This window comes from Mesorhizobium sp. M0306 (assembly GCF_040321655.1).
In the GTDB taxonomy this organism is placed as follows: domain Bacteria; phylum Pseudomonadota; class Alphaproteobacteria; order Rhizobiales; family Rhizobiaceae; genus Mesorhizobium.
In genome coordinates this window covers 193,691-218,339 of record NZ_JAMYRY010000007.1, presented here as the reverse complement: position 1 = coordinate 218,339, position 24,649 = coordinate 193,691, and the positions used below count along the sequence as shown (strand labels likewise).

Genomic DNA, 24,649 nt, shown 5'->3' with positions numbered 1-24,649 from the left:
TGCGGGCTGTCCCGTGTTGACCCGCCGGACCACGCACTGCATACCGTTGGTCCACAGCGACGCGACGGACAGGGAACCGGCGTGCTCTGACACAAGGGAGGAATGCATGGCAGGGCTTCTCGCTCTTTCCAGAACCATTGACCGTTTGAACGAATTCATCGGCAAATGGGTTTCGTGGCTGATCCTGCTGGCAATCCTGGTAAGCGCCGCCAACGCTGTCATCCGCAAGATGTTCGACATGTCCTCGAACGCCTGGCTGGAATTGCAATGGTATCTGTTCGGCGCCGCCTTCATGCTGGCCGCCGCCTACACGCTGAAGCAGAACGACCATATCCGCATCGATATCGTCTACGGCATGTTCTCGCGCCGCGTGCAGCACTGGATTGACCTTTTCGGTCACGTCTTCTTCCTGATGCCGTTCGTGACGTTGATGGTGGTCTATTTCGTTCCCTATGTGTCGCTGTCGTATCGCAGCGGCGAGATGTCGAACAATTCCGGCGGGCTGATCATCTGGCCGGCGAAGGCGATCCTGCTGGTCGGCTTCTTTCTGCTCGCGCTGCAGGGCATTTCCGAAATCATCAAGAAAATCGCCATCATGCGCGGTCATATGGACGATCCCACTCCATTCATATCGGTGCATGAACAGGCTGAACTCGAAGCAAAGGCGCTCGTCGAAGAGGTGCGCTCGTGATCGAGTTCATCGCCCAGAACATGGCGCCGATCATGTTCGCCTCGCTGATCGTCTTCCTGCTGATCGGCTATCCCGTCGCCTTCTCGCTTGCCGCCAACGGCCTGATGTTCTTCTTCATCGGCGTGCTGCTGTCGCCCTATTCGGGCGGCTCGATCAATCTCGCCTGGCCGTTGCTGCACGCATTGCCGGACAATTTCTACGGCAGCCGGGTGATGTCGAACGATACGCTGCTGGCGATCCCGTTCTTCACCTTCATGGGCATCGTGCTCGAACGATCCGGCATGGCCGAAGACCTGCTCGACACGATCGGCCAGTTGTTCGGACCGATCCGTGGTGGCCTGGCCTATGCCGTGATTTTCGTCGGCGCGCTGCTGGCCGCGACGACCGGCGTGGTGGCAGCTTCCGTCATCGCCATGGGTCTGATTTCGCTGCCGATCATGCTGCGCTACGGCTACGACCGCCGGCTGGCATCCGGCGTCATTGCCGCGTCCGGGACGCTTGCCCAGATCATCCCGCCGTCACTGGTGCTGATCGTCCTGGCCGACCAGCTCGGCCGCTCGGTCGGCGATATGTACAAGGGAGCGCTGATCCCCGGGCTCATTTTGACCGGCATCTACATGCTCTACATCCTGCTCATGTCGATCTTCCGGCCGAAGTCGATGCCGGCCCTGCCGCTGGAGGCCCGCACGCTCGGCCACGGCGTGCTGTCGCTGCTGGCGGCGCTGCTGGCGGCGGTGGTGGTTTCCTATGCGGCGTATCGCTACCTTGCGCCGAACCATGGCGGCAACGCCGATATCTTCGGCGCCAGTATTGGCGTCATCTTCATCTATGTCGTGGCGATCGTCGACCAGCGCATGAAGATCAACCTGATGTCCAGACTGGCACAGCAGGTGATCATCGTGCTGATCCCGCCACTGGCGCTGATCTTCCTGGTGCTGGGCACCATCTTCCTTGGCATCGCCACGCCGACGGAAGGCGGCGCCATGGGCGCCGTCGGCGCGCTGGCAATGGCGGCGATGAAGGGGCGGCTGTCGCTCGACGTGGTCAAGCAGGCGCTGGCCTCGACGACCAGGCTGTCGTCCTTCGTTCTGTTCATCCTGATCGGCGCGCGGGTGTTCTCGCTGACCTTCTACGGCGTCAATGGCCACATCTGGGTCGAGCACCTATTGACGTCGCTGCCGGGCGGCGAAGTCGGTTTCCTGATTGGCGTCAACATCCTCGTCTTCGTGCTCGCCTTCTTCCTCGACTTTTTCGAGCTTGCCTTCATCATCGTGCCGCTTTTGGCGCCAGCGGCTGACAAGCTCGGCATCGATCTGATCTGGTTCGGCGTGCTTTTAGGCGTCAACATGCAGACCTCCTTCATGCATCCACCCTTCGGCTTCGCTCTGTTTTATCTGCGCTCGGTCGCCGCGCGCGTGCCCTATCTCGACCGGCTCAGCGGCAAGCAGATCGCGCCGGTCACCACAGGGCAGATCTATTGGGGCGCGGTGCCGTTCGTCTGCATCCAGGTGATCATGATCGGCCTGACCATCGCCTTCCCGCAGATGGTGATGCACTATAAAGGCACCGTCGTCGATCCGGGCACCATCAACTACCAGGTGCCGGAAACGCCTGGCATCGGCTTGTCGCCGCTTGGCACGCCGCCGGCCAACGGCGGCACTGCCCCGGCCTCACCTTCCACACCGGATTTGTCGCAGCCGCCGAGCTTCGACGAAAAACCGCCCGCGAAACCGGCGGCCCCGGCAATCGATCTGTCGCAACCACCGAGTTTCAATTGAAGAAGGCCCGGCAGCCATGAAGGCGGTGCGACTGGAGCGAGTGGGGAGCCTCGCCGTGTGCGAGGTCGAGAAACCGACCGCCGGGCCGGGCGAGCTGCTGGTGCGGATCGAGGCGTGCGGCGTCTGCGGCACCGACCGGCATCTTTTCCATGGTGAATTCCCGTGCACGCCGCCGGTGACGCTCGGGCATGAGTTCTCCGGCATCGTCGAGGCGATCGGACCTGCCGTATCCGGCTTTTCCGTCGGCGACCGCGTTACCGGCGATCCTAACATCGCCTGCGGCCGGTGCGCGCATTGCCAGACCGGCCGGGTCAATCTCTGCAGCAATTTGCGCGCCATCGGTATCCATCGCGATGGCGGCTTTGCCGAATATCTTGTCCTGCCGCAGAAACAGGCCTTCGTTTTGCCAGGCAATCTGGCGCCGACGCATGGCGCGTTCTGCGAGCCGCTCGGCTGCTGCCTGCATGGCGTGGACCTTGCCGCGATCAAACCGGGCTCGTCGGTCGCGGTACTCGGCGGCGGCGTGATCGGCCTGCTCACCGTTCAGCTGGCAAAGCTCGCCGGTGCGACGACGATCATCCTGTCGACGCGTCAGGCCTCGCGGCGGGCTCTCGCCGAGGAACTGGGCGCAACGGCGACGGTCGATCCCAGTGCTTCCGACGTCACCGACGCGATCGTCGGCCGGTCGGGTTTGATGCCGGGCGGCGTCGACGTGGTGTTCGAATGCGCCGGCGTGAAAGACACCGTCGAGCAGTCGATGCGGCTGGCCAAAGCGGGCGGCACAATTGTCGTCGTCGGCGTGATGCCGCAAGGCATGAAAGCGGCGTTCGAACCGTTCGACCTGCTGTTCCGCGAGTTGAAGGTCCTGGGCTCCTTCCTCAACCCCTTTACCCATCGCCGGGCCGCCGATCTTATCGCCTCGGGGGCGATCGAAGTAGATCGGCTGATATCGCGACAAGTCAGCCTCGACGAGGCGGTGGCGATCATTGCCAACCCGCCGGCGCCAGGCGAGGTCAAAGTCCTGGTAGTGCCTCAGGGCTGATCCATCGGGCCAGTTGCCACCGGCAGGCTTCGCGGTTCTGCGTCGCATCGATGGCTTCATCCTCAATCTGATAAAGCCGGGCTGATGAAGCCGGGGAAAGGCGACCCCTCCACCTATGCCGACGCCGGCCAACAACCGGGTGAGGTCCAGCAGCTGATACCCGGCCGCATCACGTCGATTACGTTCTATTGCCATGCGCCGGGTGGGATATTGGTGGAAGTCAGAGCGTCGGAAGGCTGACGGGGAATGACCGCGGGGCGTGGCCCGGGGTCCTTTGACAAGGGACGATCAAACGCCGGCCTGGAGCGGAATGCCAATAAAACCGGGCATCCGCTTTGTTTTAGTCCATTTCTGCGACGCCGAGCGGAGCCACTCGGCGTCGCAGAATGTCTAGAGCTTGCTGTTGCGCTGCTGGACCATCATGAAGGTGTCGTAGTTGTACTCGGCCACCTGCGCCCAGAGATAATGCTCCTTGCGGAACGCCTTGATCGAGTCCCAGATCTTCTTGAACGGCGCGTTCGAGGCTTCCATCTCGGCATAGACTTCGTTGGCCTTTTCGAAACAGGCGGCCATGATCTCTTGGCTGAACGGGCTCAACTTGGCCCCGCCGGCAACCAGCCGCTTAACCGCCGCCGGATTGAGGTAGTCGTATTTCTGCAGCATGTTGGCGTCGGCCGCTTGAGCGGCAGTATGCACCAGCGACTTGTAGGCCGGCGAAAGTTCGTCGTATTTCGCCTTGTTGAACATCAGGTGGACGGTCGGTCCACCTTCCCACCAGCCGGGATAGTAGTAATAGGGCGCAACCTTGTAGAAGCCGAGCTTCTCGTCGTCGTAGGGGCCGACCCATTCGGCGGCATCGATCGTGCCTTTTTCCAGCGCCGGATAAATGTCGCCACCGGCGATCTGCTGCGGAACCACGCCGAGCCTTTGCACCACTTTGCCGGCAAAACCACCGATACGCATCTTGAGGCCGGAAAGGTCGGCGACCGTTTTGATCTCCTTGCGGAACCAGCCGCCCATCTGCACGCCGGTATTGCCGCCCGGCAGTCCGAACAAACCCTGCGTCGCCAGGAACTCGTTGAACAGATCGATACCGCCGCCATGATAGTGCCAAGCGTTGATGCCGCGCGCGTTGAGTGAGAACGGAACCGCCGCTCCCAGCGCCCAGGTCGGGTCCTTACCCCAGTAATAGTATGCCACCGTATGGCAGGCCTCGACCGTGCCGGCTGTGGTGGCATCGGCGGCCTGCAGGCCGGGAACGAGTTCGCCGGCGGCAAAGACCTGAACCTGGAAGTTGCCGTCGGTCGCCTCCGACAGCATCTTGGAAAACACTTCAGCACCGCCATAGATCGTATCGAGCGACTTCGGGAAGGACGACGCCAGCCGCCAGGTCACTTTCGGATTGGACTGGGCGATGGCCGGCGCGGCAAGTGTCGCGGCAGCGGCCGCGGCGCCAACGCCGGCGGTGCCGGCCTTGCGGATGAACGAACGACGATCCATGAAGTTCCTCCCTTTTGGATCCACTGACCGACATTCGGGACGCTTCGGCGCCCGGATCGGCTTCGAGCCGACAATACACAGGCAAGGAGTCGAGTCCAGCGCGGCAGCCCGGTTTGAGTGGCGCATTTCGGGGAAATTCACGGCGTTGGGGCAGATCTTGCAACTATAGTCTAAGGTCGATTAACTGGCCTACGCGACACGCCGAAACTTGCCATGGAAATGCGCCTTCGGATCGCCTATTTTGCATGCAGGACAATTTACTGCACCCGATGGAATCCGGACCAAATGCACCAGCCGCTCGTCGCCATATCGACCGACGTCCGCCAGTTCGACAATTACACCTGGCATGCCGCGCCGCAGCAATATCTTGAAGCGGCGCTTTCGGGTGCAGGCGTGTTCCCGCTGCTGGTACCGTCCTTCGGCGACCGGCTCGACTTCGATGAACTGCTTTCCGCCGTCGATGGCGTCATGGTCACCGGTTCGAAGTCCAACGTTCATCCCTCGCTCTATGGCGGTGACGCCAGCGAAGCCAATGGTCCCTACGACCCCGCCCGAGACGCCACCACGCTGCCGCTGATCCGCCGGGCGGTGGAGCGCGGAGTACCGCTGCTCGCCATCTGCCGCGGCATCCAGGAGATGAATGTGGCGCTGGGTGGCACGCTGGCCACCGAAATCCAGGAACGCGCCGGTTCGCTCGACCATCGTGCGCCGGCAAGCGACAATCAGGACGAACGCTTCGCCATCCGCCAGAGCGTGTCGATAAAACCCGGCAGCTGCCTGGCCGGGGTCTTCGGCGCCGGCGACATCATGGTCAATTCGGTGCATCGCCAGGCGGTCGACCGGCTTGGCCCAAAGCTGCAGGTCGAAGCGGTCGCCGCCGACGGCACTGTCGAGGCGGTTTCGGTGCGCGATGCACGGGCTTTCGCCGTCGGCGTCCAGTGGCATCCCGAATACTGGGTCAAATCGGACAGCATCTCGGTAAAGATATTTCGCGCATTCGGCGATGCGGTGCGCCTGCATCAGGCGGCGAAATCGGGCGCGCGCGCCGCGGCAGAATAGTCTTGCCGCGCTCGCTAGTTGCCGGCCGACGCGAGCGTCAGCAGCGGCAGCGCCGGCGCGTAGGATTCGTAACCATCGCCGTCGGCGACTGAGAACATGACGATCGGATCGGTGCCGTTAGCGCTGAAGGTGACCGTACCGTCATCCTGCTCTCGCCAGAACTTCGCCTGCTCGACACCGGGCAACACCCGGCGGCAATTTGCGGCAACCGTCAACAGCGACAAGCCTTGCGAAATCTCGGCGCCGCGGCTGACTGCACAAGAGGCCTCGTCGCCATTGGCTACTAGCCTGTAGTTGCCGGACGAAGGTGTTGACTCACTGGCTGCGCGGCTTTGACCGCTACCGGCGTAAAACAGCTGGACGCTGCCGAACAGCACAGCAACCGCCATCAATGCAGGAAGCGTTTTCATCCTGTTTCTCCGCGCATTTCAAGCGCGCCGCGTTCGAAGAGATCAGGAGGCGCGCTTCATCTTGCTGTCATGTGCTGTCAAGCGGACGTACACTAGCGAAGGAAGCAGAATGATTCCGAAGGGTTAAGCTGAAGTTAACAAATATGGCGGTCACGGCCTCGCCTTGACGTTTGCGGTCTCGGGGACCGGCGTCAGCGGCTTTCCTTGCGAAAACCAGGAAACCAGATTGTCGACGCACAGGTCCGCCATGGCGCGGCGGGTGTGCTGCGAGGCGGAGCCAACATGCGGCAAAAGCGAGGTGTTGGGCGCGGCAAGCAACGCCGCTGGCACATTCGGCTCGTCGGCAAAGACGTCTAGCCCGGCAGCGGCGATGCTGCCGCTGGCAAGTGCGGCGGCAAGGGCTGATTCGTCGACCGTGCTGCCCCGGCCGATGTTGACGAAAACGCCGTTCGGCCCAAGGGCCGAGAGGATTTCGGCATTGACTGCCTTTTCCGTCGAAGCCCCGCCGGGCGCCACCGAGATCAGCGTGTCGACCGCCTCGGCGAGACCTTTCAGCGTCGGGTGATAGTCATAGGACAGGCCTTCGACGCGGCGCCGGTTGTGATAGGCAATGGACAGCCCGAAAGCATCGAGCCGGCGGGCAATGGCGAGGCCGATGCGGCCCATGCCGAAGATGCCGATATGGCGACCGCGCAAAGTCAGCCGGCTCAGCGGATAATTGCCGTTGCGCAGCCAACTTCCGTCGCGCAGCCAGACTTCGGCGCGCGGCAGTTCGCGGACGGTATTGATCAACAGGCCGAGCGCCGTATCGGCGACCTCTTCGGTCAGCACATCCGGTGTGTTGGTGACCATGATGCCGCGCTGTGCGGCGTGGCGGACATCGACAGAATCATAGCCGACGCCGAAATTGGCGATAATCTCGAGCTTTGGCAGCGCGTCCATCAACGCGGCGCTTATGCCGCCAAAGGCGGCTATGCCGCGCACCGTACGGCGCATCTCGTCGGTGACCAGCGACGGATCGGCGCGTTCGGTCCGGACGCGGCTGAACGCCCCGTCGATGCGGCCGACCGCATGATCGTTGAACTGGCCCGGCACCAGAATGGCGACAGCTTGCTGTTCGGTTTTTGTCATGCACGTTCCACCGGTTTGCCGGTCGACTGGCGCACATGCAGTTCCGGCTTGATCAGTTCCTGCGACGGCCGCACCGTCTGTCCGTTGAGTTTGTCGAGCAGCGCGCTGGCGGCGCGGCGGCCAACCTCGCGCTGGCCGTTCCAGACCGTGGTTAGCGCTGGCGTCGCGATCGCCGCCTCCTCGAGGTCGTCATAGCCGGTAACGGAGATGTCGATGCCCGGCACCAGACCGGCGCGCGCAATGCCGTTCATCAGGCCGATGGCGACGAGGTCGTTCCAGCAGCAGGCCGCGGTCGGCCTGTCCTTTAGCGCAAGGAACTGCCCGGCAGCCTCGAAGCCCGCCTGCTTGGTGCGCGGGCCGGCGATGCGCCAGGATGGCCTGACCTCAAGCCCTGCCGACTCCATAGCGTTGACATATCCCTGATAGCGATCGCGGCCGGTCGAGGTCTGGTCGGTGCCGCCGATCATGGCAATGCGCTTGTGGCCAAGCGAGATCAGATGATTGGTGGCAAGCCCGGTGCCATAGGCATCGTCGCCGCGAAACACCGGCACGTCGGCACCTTCGACGGTGCGTGCAATCAGCACTGCCGGGAGACCGTTCTCCTCGGCCATGATTATGTCTTCGGGCGGCGTGCCGATGGCCGGCGACATGATGACGCCGTCGGCGCCCAGCTGCAGAAGCGTGTCGATGAAGGTGCGTTGTTTCTCGAGTTGGTCGTAGTGGTTCGACAGGATGAACGTTTGCCGGCTGCGGTCGAGCTCGCTCTCGATCGAACGCAATATTTCGGCAAAGAACGGGTTCATGATGTCGTGGACGACGACGCCGACTATGCCCGAGCGCGAGGTGCGCAGGCTGGCGGCGCGGCGGTTGTAGATATAGCCGATGGCGCGGGCATGTTCCTTGATGCGGTCGCGGGTGCCGCCGGCGACCAGCGGGCTGTCGCGCAAGGCCAGCGAGACCGTGGCCGTGGACACGCCGAGCGCATCCGCGATGGTCGAAAGCTTGATCTTCTGTGCCAGCGCCCTGCGCTCCTGAAGCAATTTAAACTGTTTAAAGGCCGGCTCTTATGCCATCGATCCCGAGCAAATCAAAGTTTTTTTGCCAGCGCTTCCGCCTCCGCGTCCAGCGTCGCGCGGTTGAGCAAGCGAAGCCGGTGCTCGCGGTGGACGATGTAGAGGCCGCTGGCGACGATGACTGTGGCACCGGCCAGCGTCCAGCGATCGGGAAACTGGTTGAAGACGATCAAGCCGGAGACGATCATCCAGATCATCTGCGAATATGGATAGGGGGCCAGAGCCGTGGTGGTGGCAAGGCGATAGGCCTGCACAAGAAGCCAATGGCCAAGGGCGCCGAAAACGCCAAGCATCAGCAATATGAACCAGTGCCAGCCATCCTGCGGCAGCGAAAGCGAAAACGGCAGTGTCGGCAGCAGCAGCACGGCCGGCGCCAACGCCGAAAACAGGATCAGGCTTTCCGAGGTTTCCGTCGCGGACATGCGGCGCGTCATGATGACGTAAAAACTGTTCGATAGCATCGAGCCGAGCGCAAAGAGATGGCCGACGCCAACAACCCCGATGCCCGGCCGGGTAATGATGAGGACGCCGACAAAGCCGCTCATGATCGCCAGCCAACGCCGCCAGCCGGCCCATTCCCCTAGCAACGGACCGGCAAGCGCGGTGATCACCATCGGGCCGAAGAAGTAGATCGAGGTGGTTTCCGCCAGCTGCAGCGTCCGCAGCGCCAGAATGTTGCATATCGTCGATCCGAACAGGAGGAGACCGCGCGTGATGTGCGCCGGCAGGTTGGCGGGACGAAAGCGCAGCGGCTCACGCCATCCGCGCAGAAAGACGCCGACGATCAGGACATGGACCGCGAAGCGGGTCCAGGCGACGATCAGCGCCGAGACGCCGGCCAGGACAAGGTATTTGCTGCTGGTGTCGAGAAAGGTGAAAAACACGTAGACGGAAATCATGCACAGGATCGCCGCCGGCGACGTCGCGCTTTCGTCATGTCTTGGGGGAGTATTCAATTTCAGGCCGGACGGGAAGCAAGGCAGTCCTTCACCAATGCGGCAATTGTCGCCTGCCGGCAAGCCAAAACAGGCTGGTACAACGACAGCCGCCGACCAGGCTCAGTTTTTGTCCCTGGTGGCCGAAGAGTCAGGTGTGCATGCGGGCACCCTTGGTGATCTTGTCGACGAGCTTCTTTTCGGCGCGAAGCGCGATGCCGACCACCTTGGCATCCTCCGGCGCAAATTCGGCAAAGACGGCACGGTTGGCCAGATCATACCCAGTCGAAAACATTTCTTCGACATAGAGCGAGACCGTCACACTACGCTCCAGCGCCCGCCGCTGGATCGCGCCGAGCGTCTGGCCGTCCGCCGAAAGCACGATGACCGGCTGGATCGATAGCGGGTTGTAGATAGTGCCGGCGCGATCACGGTAGGGGTCGCCGATAATGTCGGGAAACTGCGCGACGATGCCGCTGGTCAGAAAGGCGGTGACGTTGAGCTTTTGCCAGACGGGAAGATCATCCTTGAGCACGATTGCAAATTTCGTATCGAACATGCGACAGTTTCCAATCCGAAAGGGGGCCAATCCGAGGCTGCGAGTGAAGCAATGGCGCACGATCTAGACCGGGAAGCCTTTCAGGGTCTTGGACGTTTGTGCGTGGAAGCAGCCGAGAACTGCATCGTACCGGCACCCCGTGCTGCCGGCATGGAACGCATCGAGGCCCGGTTCCAGGGCAATGCCTTCGATCTCCATCGCCACGACACCTATGCGATTGGGGTGACGCTTTATGGCGTGCAGCGCTTCCGCTATCGCGGCGAAACGCATCAGAGCTTGCCTGGCCAGATCATTATCCTTCATCCCGACGAACTGCACGATGGCGGTGCTGGCACCGAAGACGGCTTGCGATACAGAATGCTGTATTTGGAGCCGTCCCTGATGCTCGATTGTCTCGGCGGCGGATCACTGCCATTCGTCGGGAATGCCGTGGTGACAGACCGCGATCTCCGCGCGACGCTACTTTCGGCGCTCGGGCCGCTGGATCAGGAACTGGACGAGCTGTTTGTCGTCGATTTCATGGCGCAGCTTATTCAAAGCCTGGCCCGGCACGCCGGTCAACCGGCGAAACCGGTAGCGAAAACTGCGTGGCGCGCCGCCAGCCTGGCGCGTGACTATCTCGAGGAAAATGTCGCGCGGATTGTACGTTCGGATGAATTGGAGGCGATCACCGGGTTGGACCGTTATGCCCTGTCGCGGCATTTCCGCGCCACTTTCTCGACCAGCCCGCACCGGTTCTTGTTGATGCGCCGGCTTCAGCGAGCCCGCCGTATGATCGAAGCCAACGAACCGTTGGCAGAGATCGCCATCGCGGCCGGCTTCAGCGACCAAAGCCATTTCAATCGACATTTCAAGAAGGCGTTCGGCGTCACGCCGGGACGCTGGTCGGCACTGACGCGACGGCCGTCAGCGGCGAACGCGTGACCTTATTCAAGGATTTTGTCCTCGATATCCAGTTCGTCATCCGGGAGCACCATTTCGCCGTTCGACAGGTTCGCCTCGACACGCGCAAGCAGCTTGAACAGCGCTTTCTGATCCTTCTTGTCGAGACCCTTCAATGCCTGCTTTTCGGTCTTCTTCACCGATTTCTCGATGGCGTAGATGATTTCGCGGCCGGTGTCGGTGAGGAAAATATGCGCCTGGCGGGCATCGGCGGACGAGGCCCGCTTTTCCAGAAAACCCTGCGCCTGCAGCCGGTTGATGGTCTTGGTGATGGTCGGCGGACGCACGCCGAGGCGGCCGGCAAGGTTGCCGGGCGTCTGCCCGTCGTCGCGGTCGAGCGCCAGCATGATCTGGTCCTGGCCGGCATAGAAACCATGCGCCAGAAGCCGGGCGGCGAGCGCCGTGCGCGCCAGCCGCGCCGCTGAATGCAGCCGGCTCATTGTTGCAGTCTTGTCCGCCTTGGCCATGCTCATCCCTCCTCGGCCGAACCGGTGCGGACTGCATAAAAGCATGCCGCCGGTTGGCAATGACGATCGAAAACATTCCGGCTCGAAAAATAGCTTTGCCGGCAAGCATCGCGGTATTCGCCGTGGCTAATGCCAGATGTTTATTTCAGTTAGATGACAAACGACTTTCCGCAATGGCTGGATGGGGACGTGACGAGGCGTTCTCAACCGGCCTTCACCGCGACCACCATCAAGGCCTGATAGGCGTCCGCCATTTCTCGCAGCGCTGCCTGCGACAGCGGCCCGGCCTGCCGCGCAATGCCATCCCGCGCGTTCGATGTGTCGCGTTTGCCGGGACGGTCGTTATAGGGCGCGACGGTGGCGAATATCTGCTCGCTGAGGCTGTCGGGGAAAAACATCTGGCCGGTCATCACCGAGCGGTCGTCGGGAAAGATCTTGAAGTGGATGTGAGTGGTGCGGCCGCGATACCAGCCGGGATAGATGGTGGCGAAAGAAGCAATGCCGCTTTCATCGGTTCTCTGCCAGCCCCGGAGAAAGCTCTGGCCGGACGTGTCGACATCCTGACCGTCGCCCTGTCCGGGATAGCCGGAATAGGCGCCCTGGGCGTCGCAATGCCAAACATCGACGCGAGCGCCGGGAAGCGGCCGGCAGGCGGCGTCGACGATTTGCAGCCGCACATTGAGGGCGATGCCCTTCTTGCCCTCGTTGATATTGGCGCGTTCGAGCTTTGGGTCGAAATAGAACGGCCCTTCGGTGACCTCGGGCGTGATGGCGCAGACGCCGGCACCGGCTTCGAACAATGCAAGCCCGGCATAGGGCGAAACCTGCCCGGCCCTCGCGCCGGCGGGCAGGAATATGCCGCCAGCGGTGACCGCAACGAGACCGAGCGCCTGCCGACGGCTTAGTGGCAAGGACTTGTCGGACATCTGGCGCCTCTTCAGTGCGAACAGCCCCCGTAAATGATCCTCGGCCTATCTAGGCCCTACCGCCAGCCCGCGCCAATGAAAGTTCGGCAATGTGAGGAAAGTTCGGCAATACCGGCCTCTCTTTGGCCCACCGGTTTGCCTCGTGCAAAAGCCGAGCACACGTCCTATATGGAGCCGACAATCCCTATTCGAGGCACAATATGAGCGACGCACAGACGCAGATCCCAGTAACCGTCCTCACCGGCTATCTCGGCGCCGGCAAGACGACACTGCTCAACCGCATCCTTTCGGAAAACCACGGCAAGCGCTACGCCGTCATCGTCAATGAATTCGGCGAGATCGGCATCGACAACGAGCTGATCGTGGAATCCGACGAGGAAATCTACGAGATGAACAATGGCTGCGTCTGCTGCACCGTGCGCGGCGACCTGATCCGCGTCGTCGAAGGCCTGATGCGCAGGCCCGGCCGCTTCGACGCCATCGTCGTCGAGACCACCGGCCTCGCCGATCCCGTGCCGGTAGCACAAACCTTCTTCATGGACGACGACGTGCGTTCCAAGACCAGGCTCGATGCGGTGGTGGCGCTGGTCGACGCCAAGCACCTGCCGCTGCGCCTCAAGGATTCCCGCGAGGCCGAGGACCAGATCGCCTTTGCCGATGTCGTCGTGCTCAACAAGACCGACCTGGTTACGCCGGAAGAGCTCAGCAAGGTGGAGGCGACGATCCGCGCCATCAACCCGGCGGCACGCATCCATCGCACCACACGCGCCGGCGTGGCGCTGTCCGAGGTGCTCGATCGCGGTGCGTTCGACCTGTCCCGGGCGCTGGAGAATGATCCGCACTTCCTTGAGGCGCATGACGATCACGACCATCATGATCATGACCACCATCCCCATGATCACGACGGCCACGATCATGACGGGCATCATCATCATGCGCACCCTTCCGACATCCATGACGTGACCGTGCAGTCGGTGTCGCTGCGCGGCGGCGAGATGGACCCGAAAAAGTTCTTCCCGTGGATCGAGAAGGTCACCCAGATGGAAGGCCCTAACGTCCTGCGGCTGAAAGGGATCATTGCGCTGAAAGGCGATGACGAGCGCTATGTCATCCAGGGCGTGCACATGATCATCGAAGGCGACCACCAGCGCGCCTGGAAGGACGGCGAGAAGCACGAGAGCCGCCTGGTGTTCATCGGTCGCGAACTCGACGCCGAGCGGCTGAAGACAAGCTTCGAGGCCTGCCAGGCCGCTTGATTTAGCTGCCCTTTCTTCCTTCTCCCTTGTGGGAGAAGGGGTAGTCCGCAACGCTGGCGGTCTATCCTCACGACGATCCGAAGCACGGGTTGAGACCCGCAGCTCAACCCCTTAAGGGTGAGGCAGCAGAAATCTCAAACGGAATGATCTCTCATGCCGACAGTCGCCCCGCTCGATCTCGAAGGCCACTGCCTCGCCGCCGTATTCCTCGGCGACGTGCCGCATTTTGCGCTGGCTGACGGCACAATCCATCGGCTCGACCACGGCCACAAGACGGTGCAGGCCAATGACGGAATGCTCGCCGCCTTCCATGATGCGGTAAACGACCGGCTGATCACCGGTGGTGAGGACGGCAGGATCTTTGCCGTGACTGCAGGCGGCAATACAGCGGAATTGGCGACCGCAGGCAAAAAATGGATAACCAGCGTCGCCGCCGGGCCGCAAGGCGCTGTTGCCTATGCTTCGGGCAAGATTGCCCATGTGCGCTTTGCCGATGGCAAAGCCAGGGAATTCTCGCATCCGCGCTCGGTCGAGGGGCTTGCCTTCTCGCCCAAGGGCATGCGCTTCGGCGTTGCCCGCTACAATGGCGCGACGCTGCATTTCCCGGCTGCCGACGGCAAGCCGGTCGAGCTCGAATGGGCCGGCGCCCACACCGGCATCACCTTCTCGCCGGACGGCGGCTTCGTCGTCACCACCATGCAGGAAAACGCGCTGCATGGCTGGAAGCTCGCCGACGGCAAGCACATGCGGATGTCCGGCTACCCCGGCAAGGTCAAAAGCCTGTCGTGGAGCGCCAAGGGCAAATGGCTGGCGAGTTCCGGCGCGCCGGCAGCGATCGTCTGGCCGTTTTCCGGCAAGGACGGGCCGATGGGCAAGGCGCCGCTGGAACTCGGCACGCGCGGCAATGCGATGGTCACCTCCGTCGCCTGTCACCCGAGCCAGGACGTCGTTGCCATCGGCTATGATGACGGCATGGTGATGGCGGTGCGCTTCGCGGACGCCAGGGAAGTGCTGTTGCGCCGGCCGGGCAAGGGCGCCGTCACCTCGATGATGTGGGACAAGGAAGAGCGACGCGTCGCCTTCGGCAGCGCCACGGGCGACTGCGGCGTCATCGATATTTCGGCGTAGCCTGTTACTTACTCGGCTCCGCAGGATACTTTGCCGGTCAATTCAGCCGGTTTGCCGTCCTTTTCGGCATCGGCCGTGACATCATAGATTGAGAGCAAATAGCGGCCGTCATAGACGCCTTCATCGCTGGCCTTGGTCAGGATCGCCAGTTCGACATAGCCGTAGGCGTTTTCGACCTGCCGTTCATGGTAGACGAGCAGCCGCAATTCCTTGTTGTCGAGCCAATATTGCGTGAGGTTCTGATCCCCGAATACCGTCTTGCGCAGACTGTCGCCAGCCGGCCTGCCCAGAATTTCGAGCTCGCCGCTAAAATTGAAGGTCGGCCCGCCCATGCCTCTGGTGACCCCGGCACCGACCTGAAATTTGACGGCTGCATCCTCGGCGGAACACCAGATGCCGCCGGACGCCAGAGCCGCACCAACCGACGACAGCAGCGTTGCTGCGCAGACGATCGCCCGCACCATCCTGTCCCCTCCAGCCGAACCATTGGCGCCCGAAGGCGGCTCGCGGTCAAGCGCCTGTTTTCATTCAAATGACCGCTGACCCAACACAGGGCAGCCGCCCGGCCAATTGCGGTGGCGGATGCCGATTGTCTAAAGTGCGACTGAGAGGGCCGCCATGAACGTAATCAACCATTCAAAGACTTCCATCGGCGGCATCGGCCCGGCCCGGATCGCCGAGTTGCGCGCGACCGAGGCAGAAGTCTTCCGCCGGGCGCGGCCAAAATCGATGGCGAAAATCGGCCATGGCCTGCCCGGCTTCTTCGGCGGCGTGCCGATGCATTGGATGAACGACTGGCCGACGCCGTTCCCGATCCTCGTCGATAGTGCCAGGGGCGCCATCATCAGAGATATCGACGGCAACCGGCTCGACGATTTCTGCCTTGGCGACACCGGTTCGATGTTCGGTCATTCGCCGCCGTCGGTCGCACGCGCCATCCGCCGGCAGGCCGGACGCGGCCTGACCTACATGCTGCCTGCCGAGGACGCGCTCGCCATCGGGCCGCTGCTGCAGCAGCGTTTCGGTTTGCCGTTGTGGCAGATCGCGACGACGGCGACCGATGCCAACCGCTTCGCGCTGCGCGTTGCCCGCGCCGTTACCGGCCGGGAGAAGATACTGGTCTTCAACGGCTGCTATCATGGCTCGGTCGACGAGACGATGGTGCGGCTGGTCGCCGGGAAAGCGGTGAATCGACCGGGACTGGCCGGCGAGTTCCGCGACCTGACGCGCGCGACTGATGTCGTCGAGTTCAACGATCTGCCGGCGCTCGACGCGGCACTCCGGGGCCACGATGTCGCCTGTGTCATCGCCGAGCCGGTGCTGACCAATTCCTGCATGGTGCTGCCCGAAGCCGGCTTTCATGATAGCTTGCGGCGTCTCACCCGTGCGACCGGCACGCTGCTTCTAATCGACGAGACGCACACGATCTCGACCGGTCCCGGTGGCTATACAAGCAAATACGGGCTGGAACCGGACCTGTTCGTGCTGGGCAAGCCGATTGCCGGCGGCGTACCGGCGAGCGTCTGGGGGATGAGCGAAGACGTTGCGGCCCGCTATGCCGCTTATATCAGCCGGAAAGAGCCCGGCTACTCCGGCATGGGGACAACGCTGTCGGCCAATCCGCTGCAATTCGCAGCGATGCGCGCCACGCTGGAATACGTCATGACCGATGAGAACTACAGCCATATGGACCATCTGGCGCGGCGGCTCGACGCCGGGCTGACTGCCGTCATCGATCGCTATCGTCTGCCCTGGCATGTTGCTCGCGTCGGCGCCCGCGTCGAGTTCATCTGCGCGCCGGGCCCGTTGAGGAATGGCGGCGAGGCGGAAGCTGCGCATGCACCGGAGCTCGAGGCGGCGGTCCACGTTGCGCTGGTCAATCGCGGCGTGCTGATCGCACCCTTCCACAACATGATGCTGATCTCTCCTGCGACCAGCGTTGCCCAGGTGAACCGGCTGATCACTGCCTTCGGCGCGGTTGCGGCAAAGCTTACGGCGTGAGACAAGCTTGCGGCATGAAACAAGCGCCCAAGCAAAGTTTGAACCTGGTCACGGCATCCCCTTCGGGCTCGACGCCCGCCGAGGCGCAGGCCTTTCTCGACGCTCATCCCGAGATCGAAGCGTTCGACATCGTGCTGACCGACGCCAATGGCGTCGGGCGCGGCAAGATCGTGCGCCGGCACGAGTTGATGAGCATCTTCGAGGGTGGCCGGCACATGCCGATCTCGATCCTCGGCCTCGACATCACCGGCGAGGATGTTCACGAGACCGGGCTGATCTGGACGACGGGCGACGGCGACCTGCGGGCGTGGCCGATCCCCGGCACACTGGTGCCGCTGTTCGGCACCCAGCCGCCGCGCGGCCAGGTGCTGATGGCGATGTACCATCTCGATGGCCAGCCGATGTCGTCCGACCCGCGGCTGGCACTCGCCCGCCAGGTAGACATCCTCGCGGCCAAGGGCCTGCATCCGGCTGGCGCCTTCGAGCTCGAATTCTTCCTGCTCGCCAACGAGCGCGATGCCGAAGGTAAGGTGCAGCCGGCGCACGCGGTGCTCGACGGACGCCGCTCGGCCAAGACGGAGGTCTATTCCGTCGACCATCTGCACGGCATGGAGCCGCTGTTTTCCGACATCTACGCCGCAGCCAAGGTGCAAGGCATCCCGGCCGAGACGGTCATCTCGGAATATGCGCCCGGCCAGTACGAGCTGACGCTCAACTACCGCAAGGACGTGATGCGGGCGGCCGACGATCTCGTCATGCTCAAGCGTCTGGTGCGGGCGCAGGCACGTCGGCATGGTGTCACCGCTTGCTTCATGGCCAAGCCGATCGAGAAGTATGCCGGCTCTGGCATGCATTTTCATGTCTCGCTGCTGGACGATGCCGGCAAGAACGTCTTTGCCGAAACCGGCGGCGAAAGCTGGTCGCTGCCGCTGCTGCGCGGGCTCGGCGGACTGATCCAGACGATGGCGGAATCGATGCTGGTCTTTGCGCCGCACGCCAACTCATGGCGGCGCTTCGTCTCGCAATCCTATGCGCCGGTGGCGCCGACCTGGGGCGTCAACAACCGTTCGGTGGCACTGCGTGTGCCGGCCGGCGATGCCAAGAACCGCCGCATCGAGCACCGGCCATCGGGCGTCGACGCGAATCCTTACCTGGTGGCAGCAACGGTGCTGGCAGGCATCGTCAAAGGCCTTGACGAGGGCCTCGATCCCGGTCCCGAAACCACCGGCAATGGCTACGAATCGGCCGTCACGCGCACGACGATGCCGGTCGACTGGCGTGCCGCGATCGAGGCGGCAAGGGCGTCGACCTTCCTCAAGGGCGCATTGGGCGAAGACCTGCACCGGACGTTCGTGGCGATCAAGCAGGCGGAATATCTGCGCGTGGCGCGCACGGTCAGCGAACTGGATTATCACCTCTATCTGCACGAGGTGTAGGGCCCTGTTCGGCAGAGTCTTCGCTCGGCGAAGTTCCGACCGGACCAGTTTTGAAGGAACCTTCCGGCGGCTTCGCTCATTCCGGTTCTGATCACAGAAGCGGACAAGGCCGCCTTAGCCATGATCGCCAGGATGCAGACGACCCCCACGTCGCACCATGCCAAGGTGGAGTCGAGAGGCTTGCCGACCGGCAAATCCCCGGAAACGACAGAAATCGACGCCAGGACGATTCCTGAACTGCGCGAAACGGCCAAGATCTGCCGCCGCTGTCCGCTATGGCACGACGCCACGCAGACTGTGTTCGGTGAGGGCCCTGATAAAGCTAAGGTGATCTTCGTCGGCGAACAGCCGGGCGACCAGGAGGACCTGGCGGGCAAGCCCTTCGTCGGTCCGGCGGGCAAGGTGTTCGACGCGATCCTGGACGATGCCGGCGTCGATCGGCTGAAAGTCTACGTCACCAACGCGGTCAAGCATTTCAAATTCGAGCCGCGCGGCAAGCGGCGCATCCACTCCAAGCCGAACGCCGGCGAGGTGCAGGCTTGCCGCTGGTGGCTCGACAAGGAAATCGATCTGATCAAGCCCAATCTGGCGGTAGCGCTCGGCGCAACGGCGGCGCAGGCGCTGCTCGGCAAGGTGGTGCCGATCATGAAGATGCGCGGGGCGGTCGTGGAGCGCGACGATGGCTTGCGTGTCTTCGTCACCATCCACCCGTCCTTCATCCTGCGCATTCGCGAGCCGGCGGACAAGCAGGCCGAACGCGAGCGGTTCCTGCAGGATATGAGAGCGGTGAAAAGGCTGATGGCGGCCTGAACCTATCTGATCAGGATCGCCCTCAAATCATTGACGTTCGTCCCAGTCGGTCCGGGCGCGAAAAGATCGCCGACGGCGTTAAACGCTGTCCACGCATTGTTGCCGGCAAGCATGGCCTTGGCATCGACGCCCGCCATACGCATCCGCGACACCGTCGAGCCGTCGGCGAAGGCGCCGGCATTGTCTTCCGAACCGTCTATGCCGTCGGTGTCGGCGGCCAGTGCGTGGACGCCGGCCATGCCGCTGATCCCAATGGCGAAGGCGAGCAGGAATTCCGAGTTGCGGCCGCCTTTGCCTTTCGCGCGCAAGGTCACCGTCGTCTCGCCGCCCGACAGGATCAGCACCGGCTTTGCAAACGGCCGGTTGCGCGTCGCCACTTCGCGCGCGATCGCGGCGTGGACGCCGCCGACCTCACGCGCCTCGCCCTCGATGGAATCGGAGAGAATGACCGCCTGAATGCCTTGGCGCTCCGCTTCGGCCGCTGCGGCTTCCAGCGAGACGCCGGCGGAAGCGATCAGATGCACCTCGTTGCGGACAAAACGCGGGTCGTCCGGACGCGGCGCATCGGCCGCCGGCGAATTGATATGCGCCATGACTGAGGCCGGCAGGTTCATGCCATAGGCAGCGATCGACGCCAATGCGTCCTCACGGCTGCCTATATCCGGCACGGTCGGACCAGAAGCGACCAGAGCCGGATCGTCGCCCGGAATATCAGAAACAACCAGCGAGACCACCTTGGCAGGATATGCGGCGGCCGCCAGCCTGCCGCCCTTGATCGAGGAAAGATGTTTGCGGATGGTGTTCATCGCGGCGATCGGCGCGCCGGAGGCGAGCAGCGCCTCGTTGACGGCGATCTCATCGGCCAGCGTCAGACCTTCGGCTGGTGACGGCAGCAGCGCCGAGCCGCCGCCCGAAATGAGCGCCACGACGAGGTCGTCCGCAGTCAGTCCCTGGACTTTTTCGAGCAGCCGCCGGGAAGCCTCGAGCCCCGCGGCATCCGGCACCGGATGCGCCGCCTCGATGATCTCGATGCGCCGGCAGGCCGCGCCATAGCCGTAGCGGGTGACGACCAGCCCCTCGATCGGCCGGTCCCACACTTTCTCGAAAGCCGCCGCCATCTGCGCCGAGCCTTTTCCTGCACCGATGACGATCGTGCGGCCCTTCGGCCTTGCCGGCAAATGATCCTTGATTGTCCTCTGGGGATCGGCGGCGGCAACGGCGGCGTTGAAGATCGAAATGAGAAAGGGCTTGGGGTCTACCTCTGTCATTTTGCTTCCGCCGGCAATGCCAGCTCGCGCGCATTGATGCCGAGATACTCACAAAGGGTATCGACGACCACGCCATGGTCCTCACGCTCCGGTAGACCGGAGACGGCGATCACGCCGATGACGCCGGCGCCCTTGACAGTGATGGGAAAGCCGCCACCGGCCAGCACGTAGTCGGCAACGTCCAGCCCCTCGCCAGGCTTGAAGCTGCGGTCGGGGCGCTGCTGCTCCAGCACCATGCGGTAGGTGCTTTTCAGGAACCGCCGCACGACGTTGATCTTGCGCCGCGCCCAGTCCGGATTGGAAGCGTTCGAGCCGGGCATTGCCGCATAGAACAGCGGCCGGTCGAAGGTTCTGATATCGACGATGATCGGCAGGTTTTCCTTGAGAGCCCGATCGCGGATCGCCGAGCCGATCTCGAAAGCGACGGCTTCATCGAAGGCCGAAAAGACAAGCGTGGCTTCCTGTTTCTCGATCAGAGCGATGTCGTCCGCAACGGCCATGTCGTTCCCCTGTCAACTTCGCCGCACGCTTTGCCGGATGGCTGCTGCCCGGTCAAGCCGGCCGCATACGACGGCTAAACCGCTATATCTGCCTTGGCCGCCCGGCCGGCGACATAGACCTCGCGCACGGCGCGGTCGTCGCCGAGCGTCTGCAGCAGAAACAATTCCTCGGCGAGCGTGTCCGCCGTCTCTACCCGCAGCCGCATCGCCGGCGTCGCGCGGGCGTCGAGCACGACGATATCGGCGTCGCTGCCTTCCTCCAGCGTGCCGATCTTTTCCGCAAGCGACAGCGCCTCCGCATTGCCGCGGGTCAGCTGCCAGAAAGACTGGAACGGATTGAGCTTCTCGCCATTCAGCGCGACCACCTTGTAGCCCTCGTCCATGGTGCGCAGCATCGAATAGTTGGTGCCACCGCCGACATCGGTGGCGGCGGCGATGCGAAGCGGCTTCTCGCGGCGGCGATAGCGCTGATAATCGAAGAGGCCCGAGCCGAGAAACAGGTTGGAGGTCGGGCAGAACACCGCCACCGAGCCGCTATCGGAAAGCGCATCCGCCTCGCGTTCCGACAGATGGATGCAATGGCCGAACAGGCTTCTGCGCCCGAGCAGCCCGTAATGCTCATAGACATCGGTATAGTCGCGCGCCTGCGGATGAAGCTGCTGCGTGAAGGCGATCTCGGCGTGGTTTTCCGACAGATGCGTCTGCATGTGCAGATCAGGATATTCGCGGCAGAGCGCGCCCGCCATCTCCAATTGCTCGGGCGATGAGGTGATGGCGAAGCGCGGGGTGATGGCATAGTGCTGGCGCCCCTTGCCGTGCCACTCCTCGATCAATGCCTTGCTGTCGTCATAAGCCGATTGCGGCGTGTCGAGCACGCCGTCCGGCGCGTTGCGGTCCATCATCACCTTGCCGGCGATGTTGAGCATGTTGCGGTCATGCGACTCGGCAAAGAACGCTTCGGCAGATTCCTTGTGTACCGAGCAATAGGCCGCGACTGTCGTCGTGCCATGCCGCAATACTTCATCCAGGAACAGCCTGGCGATACGGCGGCCATGCTGAGCGTTCTGGAATTTGGTCTCTTCCGGAAAAGTGTAGGTGTTCAGCCAGTCGAGCAGCTCGGCGCCGAAGGAAGCTATGACCTGCATCTGCGGAAAATGCGCGTGCGCATCGATGAACCCGGGCAGCAGCAGATGCGGCCTGTGGTCGATCTTTTTTGTTCCCTCGCCCGCCTTTTTCTCGACCTCGGCATAGGCGCCCGCGGCAACGATCCTGCCGTCGCGGAGCAGCAAGCCGCCATCTTGCTCGTAACGCCAGGCGGAATGGTCGTCGATGGTTTCGGGCCAGCGCAAAAACGACAGCGTGCGGCCGCGCAGCAGCGTGCTGGTCATGCTATTTCCCCGCGCCTTCGAACCATGCCACCAGCAGCGCCCGTTCCTTGTCGGTGATCTGGGTGACGTTGGCGGGCGGCATGGCGTGGCTGCGCCCGGCCTGCAGGTAGATCTCGCCGGCGTGCTCGGCGATGCCGGCATCGGTATCGAGCATCACGCCCTTCGGCGCGTGGTAAATGCCCTCGTAGGACGGCTCGGCCGCGTGGCACATCGAACAGCGGCCAAGCACTGTATCACGCACGGCGGGAAAATGCGCCGAGGCGACGTAGACCTGTGCCGCCGAGGACGTTTTGACCTCGCCGGTCAGCAGTTTCGGCACCGTCGACAGCCAGATGATGACGACGAACAGGACGGCCGCCGCCAGCCAGGTCCAGGTCGGATTGCCTTTGCGCGCATGCCTAGTGTTGAAATAGTGCCGGATCAGCACGCCGATGATGAACACCAGCGAGGCGATGACCCAGTTGAACTCTGTCCCGAACGCCAGCGGATAATGGTTCGACAGCATCAGGAACAAAACCGGCAGCGTCAGGTAATTGTTGTGCAGCGAGCGCTGCTTGGCGATCTTGCCGTATTTCGGATCGGGCTTGCGGCCGGCGATCAGGTCGGCGACGACGATCTTCTGGTTGGGGATAATGACCATGAAAACGTTGGCCGACATGATCGTCGCGGTGATGGCGCCAAGATGCAGGAAGGCGGCGCGACCGGTGAACAGGTGGGTCAGTCCCCAGGCCATGAATACCAGCACCCCATACAGCACCAGCATCAGGCCGGTGTCGCTGTTGCCGAGCGGCGAACGGCACAAGAGATCGTAGACCACCCAGCCGACGCCGATCGTCGCCAGCGACAGCAAGATGCCTGTAGGCACCGACATGGCAAGGACATTCGGATCGATCAGGAACAGGTCCGCCCCGGCATAGTAGACGACGCACAGCATGGCGAAGCCCGACAGCCAGGTGGCGTAGGATTCCCATTTGAACCAGGTCAGGTGCTCGGGCATTTCGGCCGGCGCCACCAGATATTTCTGCACGTGGTAGAAGCCGCCACCATGCACCTGCCATTCCTCGCCGAAGGCTCCGGCAGGCATGCCCGGACGCTGGCGCAGCCCGAGGTCGAGCGCGACGAAATAAAAGGACGATCCAATCCAGGCGATGCCGGTAACGACGTGCAGCCAGCGCACGGCGAAACTCAGCCAATCCCAGAATATCGCGAAATCCATCATGAAAAATCGTCCCTGCCGATCGGCTGACTTTACGGGCTGGAGCGCAAACGGAAAGGGCCGAGCTGCACGATGACTTTCAAAAAAAATTGGAAAATACTAGGCTGATCATACGCAGCCACATGAGAGCCACGGAAGCCGCATGGCCTATCTCGACAACATCGCCGTTTTTGTCCGCGTCGTCGAGCTCGGCAATTTGTCGGCGGCTGGGCGCGACATGCGCATTTCGCCGGCGGTCGCTTCCAACCGGATCAAGGAGCTCGAGAAGCACCTGGGCGTCAGGCTGTTCAACCGCACGACGCGGCAGTTGATGCCGACCGAGCACGGCACGGTGTTCTACTCCGGCGCCAAGCAGGTGCTGGAGGCGGTCACCGAGGCGGAAGCGGCGGTCAGCGCGTTATCCGGCCAGCCGCGCGGCACGATAAAGGTGACAGCGCCGCTCGGCCTCGGGCGGCGGCTGGTGGCATCCGGCATCCCGGATTTCCACGACAGGTATCCAGATATCGAGGTGCGGCTCCGGCTTTCCGATCACAATGTCGATATCATGAAAGAAGGCATCGACGTTGCCTTCCGGCTGGGCATTATCGAGGATTCCAGCCTCAGGATGCGCGGCATCATGGAATGCGAGCGCGTGCTGGTAGCGGCTCCGCAATATCTGGACGTGCGCGGCGAGCCGACCGAGCCGCAGGAGTTGATCGGCAAGAAGCACGATTGCCTGATGCTGCGCTATTCCGGCGCGCGCGAATATGTGTGGACGTTGCAGACGCCGAACGGGCCACAAAAGTTCGAGGTGCACGGCCCCTACGATACCGATGATGGCGACGTGCTGACCGGCTGGGCGCTGTCCGGCCGCGGCATCATCAACAAGCCGCGCTTCGAGGTCGAGCCGTTTATCCGCGACCAGCGGCTGAAGGTGATCCTGAGCAATACGCCGCCGACGCCGGTGCAGTTTGCCGCCGTCTACCCGCACAAAAAGCTGCAGGATCCGAAGGTGCGGCTGTTGCTCGACTTCATGGCCGAGCGCTGCCAGCGGCTGATCAGGGATATTCTGGCCGGCAAATGATCGCCGGCTGGCCGGTTGCTTTCCGTCCAGCCGACGAGATAATTCCCAAGGAATCTCGCTCAACAGGGAA

Annotated in this window: 24 protein-coding genes; 11 read left to right on the top strand and 13 right to left on the bottom strand. The window is 62.9% G+C overall.

What is annotated here, in order from left to right:
* Positions 1–106: 106 nt before the first annotated feature.
* The 3 genes from NKI95_RS13770 to NKI95_RS13760 are packed head-to-tail and all read left to right on the top strand — an operon-like array spanning position 107 to position 3,511.
* Positions 107–691: a TRAP transporter small permease subunit gene (locus tag NKI95_RS13770; RefSeq protein WP_352717329.1), complete on the top strand. Its 585-nt coding sequence runs from the start codon at positions 107–109 to the stop codon at positions 689–691.
* On the top strand, positions 691–2,469 hold the full coding sequence (locus NKI95_RS13765) for a TRAP transporter large permease (RefSeq protein WP_352717379.1): 1,779 nt from the start codon (positions 691–693) through the stop codon (positions 2,467–2,469). Before NKI95_RS13770 ends, NKI95_RS13765 begins: the two co-directional genes overlap by 1 nt.
* A gap of 16 nt (positions 2,470–2,485) precedes the next feature.
* Positions 2,486–3,511, top strand: a complete 1,026-nt coding sequence (locus NKI95_RS13760) for a zinc-dependent alcohol dehydrogenase family protein (RefSeq protein ID WP_352717328.1) — start codon at positions 2,486–2,488, stop codon at positions 3,509–3,511.
* Between the two features lie 390 nt (positions 3,512–3,901).
* Here the strand turns inward: NKI95_RS13760 and NKI95_RS13755 are convergent, their stop codons facing one another.
* On the bottom strand, positions 3,902–5,011 hold the full coding sequence (locus NKI95_RS13755; RefSeq protein ID WP_352492671.1) for a TRAP transporter substrate-binding protein: 1,110 nt from the start codon (positions 5,009–5,011) through the stop codon (positions 3,902–3,904).
* Positions 5,012–5,296: 285 nt separating this feature from the next.
* Here NKI95_RS13755 and NKI95_RS13750 point away from each other — a divergent pair, with 285 nt between their 5' ends.
* Positions 5,297–6,070: a gamma-glutamyl-gamma-aminobutyrate hydrolase family protein gene (locus NKI95_RS13750; protein WP_352480083.1), complete on the top strand. Its 774-nt coding sequence runs from the start codon at positions 5,297–5,299 to the stop codon at positions 6,068–6,070.
* Positions 6,071–6,084: 14 nt separating this feature from the next.
* Here the strand turns inward: NKI95_RS13750 and NKI95_RS13745 are convergent, their stop codons facing one another.
* The 5 genes from NKI95_RS13745 to NKI95_RS13725 all read right to left on the bottom strand — a co-directional run bounded on the left by NKI95_RS13745 (position 6,085) and on the right by NKI95_RS13725 (position 10,178).
* Complete coding sequence (locus NKI95_RS13745) at positions 6,085–6,480, bottom strand: hypothetical protein (protein ID WP_352717327.1); 396 nt, start codon at positions 6,478–6,480, stop codon at positions 6,085–6,087.
* A gap of 150 nt (positions 6,481–6,630) precedes the next feature.
* On the bottom strand, positions 6,631–7,611 hold the full coding sequence (locus tag NKI95_RS13740) for a 2-hydroxyacid dehydrogenase (protein WP_352717325.1): 981 nt from the start codon (positions 7,609–7,611) through the stop codon (positions 6,631–6,633).
* Positions 7,608–8,630, bottom strand: a complete 1,023-nt coding sequence (locus NKI95_RS13735) for a LacI family DNA-binding transcriptional regulator (RefSeq protein ID WP_292658373.1) — start codon at positions 8,628–8,630, stop codon at positions 7,608–7,610. Before NKI95_RS13735 ends, NKI95_RS13740 begins: the two co-directional genes overlap by 4 nt.
* 68 nt (positions 8,631–8,698) lie before the next feature.
* Positions 8,699–9,583, bottom strand: coding sequence for a DMT family transporter (locus NKI95_RS13730; RefSeq protein WP_352717324.1), 885 nt, complete (start codon positions 9,581–9,583; stop codon positions 8,699–8,701).
* 187 nt (positions 9,584–9,770) lie between these two features.
* Positions 9,771–10,178, bottom strand: a complete 408-nt coding sequence (locus tag NKI95_RS13725) for a DUF2000 family protein (RefSeq protein WP_352717323.1) — start codon at positions 10,176–10,178, stop codon at positions 9,771–9,773.
* Positions 10,179–10,229: 51 nt separating this feature from the next.
* On the opposite strand from NKI95_RS13725, the gene NKI95_RS13720 reads away from it, so the two are divergent.
* On the top strand, positions 10,230–11,102 hold the full coding sequence (locus NKI95_RS13720) for an AraC family transcriptional regulator (RefSeq protein ID WP_352717378.1): 873 nt from the start codon (positions 10,230–10,232) through the stop codon (positions 11,100–11,102).
* Between the two features lie 2 nt (positions 11,103–11,104).
* On the opposite strand, the gene NKI95_RS13715 is transcribed toward NKI95_RS13720, so the two are convergent.
* A complete protein-coding gene (locus NKI95_RS13715) occupies positions 11,105–11,587 on the bottom strand; it encodes a MarR family winged helix-turn-helix transcriptional regulator (protein WP_352717321.1) in 483 nt (160 codons plus the stop codon).
* A gap of 203 nt (positions 11,588–11,790) precedes the next feature.
* Complete coding sequence (locus NKI95_RS13710; RefSeq protein ID WP_352717320.1) at positions 11,791–12,513, bottom strand: intradiol ring-cleavage dioxygenase; 723 nt, start codon at positions 12,511–12,513, stop codon at positions 11,791–11,793.
* 200 nt (positions 12,514–12,713) lie between these two features.
* On the opposite strand from NKI95_RS13710, the gene NKI95_RS13705 reads away from it, so the two are divergent.
* Positions 12,714–13,769, top strand: a complete 1,056-nt coding sequence (locus tag NKI95_RS13705; RefSeq protein WP_352717319.1) for a CobW family GTP-binding protein — start codon at positions 12,714–12,716, stop codon at positions 13,767–13,769.
* Positions 13,770–13,922: 153 nt separating this feature from the next.
* Positions 13,923–14,897, top strand: coding sequence for a WD40 repeat domain-containing protein (locus NKI95_RS13700; protein ID WP_352717318.1), 975 nt, complete (start codon positions 13,923–13,925; stop codon positions 14,895–14,897).
* Positions 14,898–14,905: 8 nt separating this feature from the next.
* On the opposite strand, the gene NKI95_RS13695 is transcribed toward NKI95_RS13700, so the two are convergent.
* Positions 14,906–15,361 (bottom strand): hypothetical protein, encoded by a 456-nt coding sequence (locus NKI95_RS13695; RefSeq protein WP_352464520.1) that lies wholly within the window; start codon positions 15,359–15,361, stop codon positions 14,906–14,908.
* A 154-nt stretch (positions 15,362–15,515) separates the two neighbouring features.
* Between NKI95_RS13695 and NKI95_RS13690 the strand changes: the two genes are divergently transcribed.
* The 3 genes from NKI95_RS13690 (at position 15,516) to NKI95_RS13680 (ending at position 19,144) form a co-directional block, all read left to right on the top strand.
* Positions 15,516–16,898: an aspartate aminotransferase family protein gene (locus NKI95_RS13690; RefSeq protein WP_352717317.1), complete on the top strand. Its 1,383-nt coding sequence runs from the start codon at positions 15,516–15,518 to the stop codon at positions 16,896–16,898.
* Positions 16,899–16,912: 14 nt separating this feature from the next.
* The gene (locus NKI95_RS13685) at positions 16,913–18,334 is read left to right on the top strand and encodes a glutamine synthetase family protein (RefSeq protein WP_352717315.1); all 1,422 of its coding nucleotides are present in this window, start codon (positions 16,913–16,915) and stop codon (positions 18,332–18,334) included.
* Positions 18,335–18,421: 87 nt separating this feature from the next.
* Positions 18,422–19,144, top strand: a complete 723-nt coding sequence (locus tag NKI95_RS13680) for a UdgX family uracil-DNA binding protein (RefSeq protein WP_352717377.1) — start codon at positions 18,422–18,424, stop codon at positions 19,142–19,144.
* A 2-nt stretch (positions 19,145–19,146) separates the two neighbouring features.
* Here NKI95_RS13680 and NKI95_RS13675 read toward each other — a convergent pair whose 3' ends face one another.
* The 4 genes from NKI95_RS13675 to NKI95_RS13660 form a co-directional block, all read right to left on the bottom strand.
* Positions 19,147–20,412 (bottom strand): glycerate kinase type-2 family protein, encoded by a 1,266-nt coding sequence (locus NKI95_RS13675; protein WP_352717314.1) that lies wholly within the window; start codon positions 20,410–20,412, stop codon positions 19,147–19,149.
* Entirely contained in the window at positions 20,409–20,912 is a 504-nt protein-coding gene (locus tag NKI95_RS13670) for a heme-degrading domain-containing protein (RefSeq protein ID WP_352717312.1), read from the bottom strand. The genes NKI95_RS13675 and NKI95_RS13670 overlap by 4 nt, the downstream gene beginning before the upstream one ends.
* A gap of 74 nt (positions 20,913–20,986) precedes the next feature.
* A complete protein-coding gene (guaD, locus tag NKI95_RS13665) occupies positions 20,987–22,300 on the bottom strand; it encodes a guanine deaminase (protein ID WP_352717310.1) in 1,314 nt (437 codons plus the stop codon).
* Position 22,301: 1 nt separating this feature from the next.
* A complete protein-coding gene (locus NKI95_RS13660; protein ID WP_352717309.1) occupies positions 22,302–23,519 on the bottom strand; it encodes a urate hydroxylase PuuD in 1,218 nt (405 codons plus the stop codon).
* Between the two features lie 139 nt (positions 23,520–23,658).
* On the opposite strand from NKI95_RS13660, the gene NKI95_RS13655 reads away from it, so the two are divergent.
* Positions 23,659–24,579, top strand: coding sequence for a LysR family transcriptional regulator (locus tag NKI95_RS13655; protein ID WP_352464534.1), 921 nt, complete (start codon positions 23,659–23,661; stop codon positions 24,577–24,579).
* Positions 24,580–24,649: the final 70 nt, after the last annotated feature.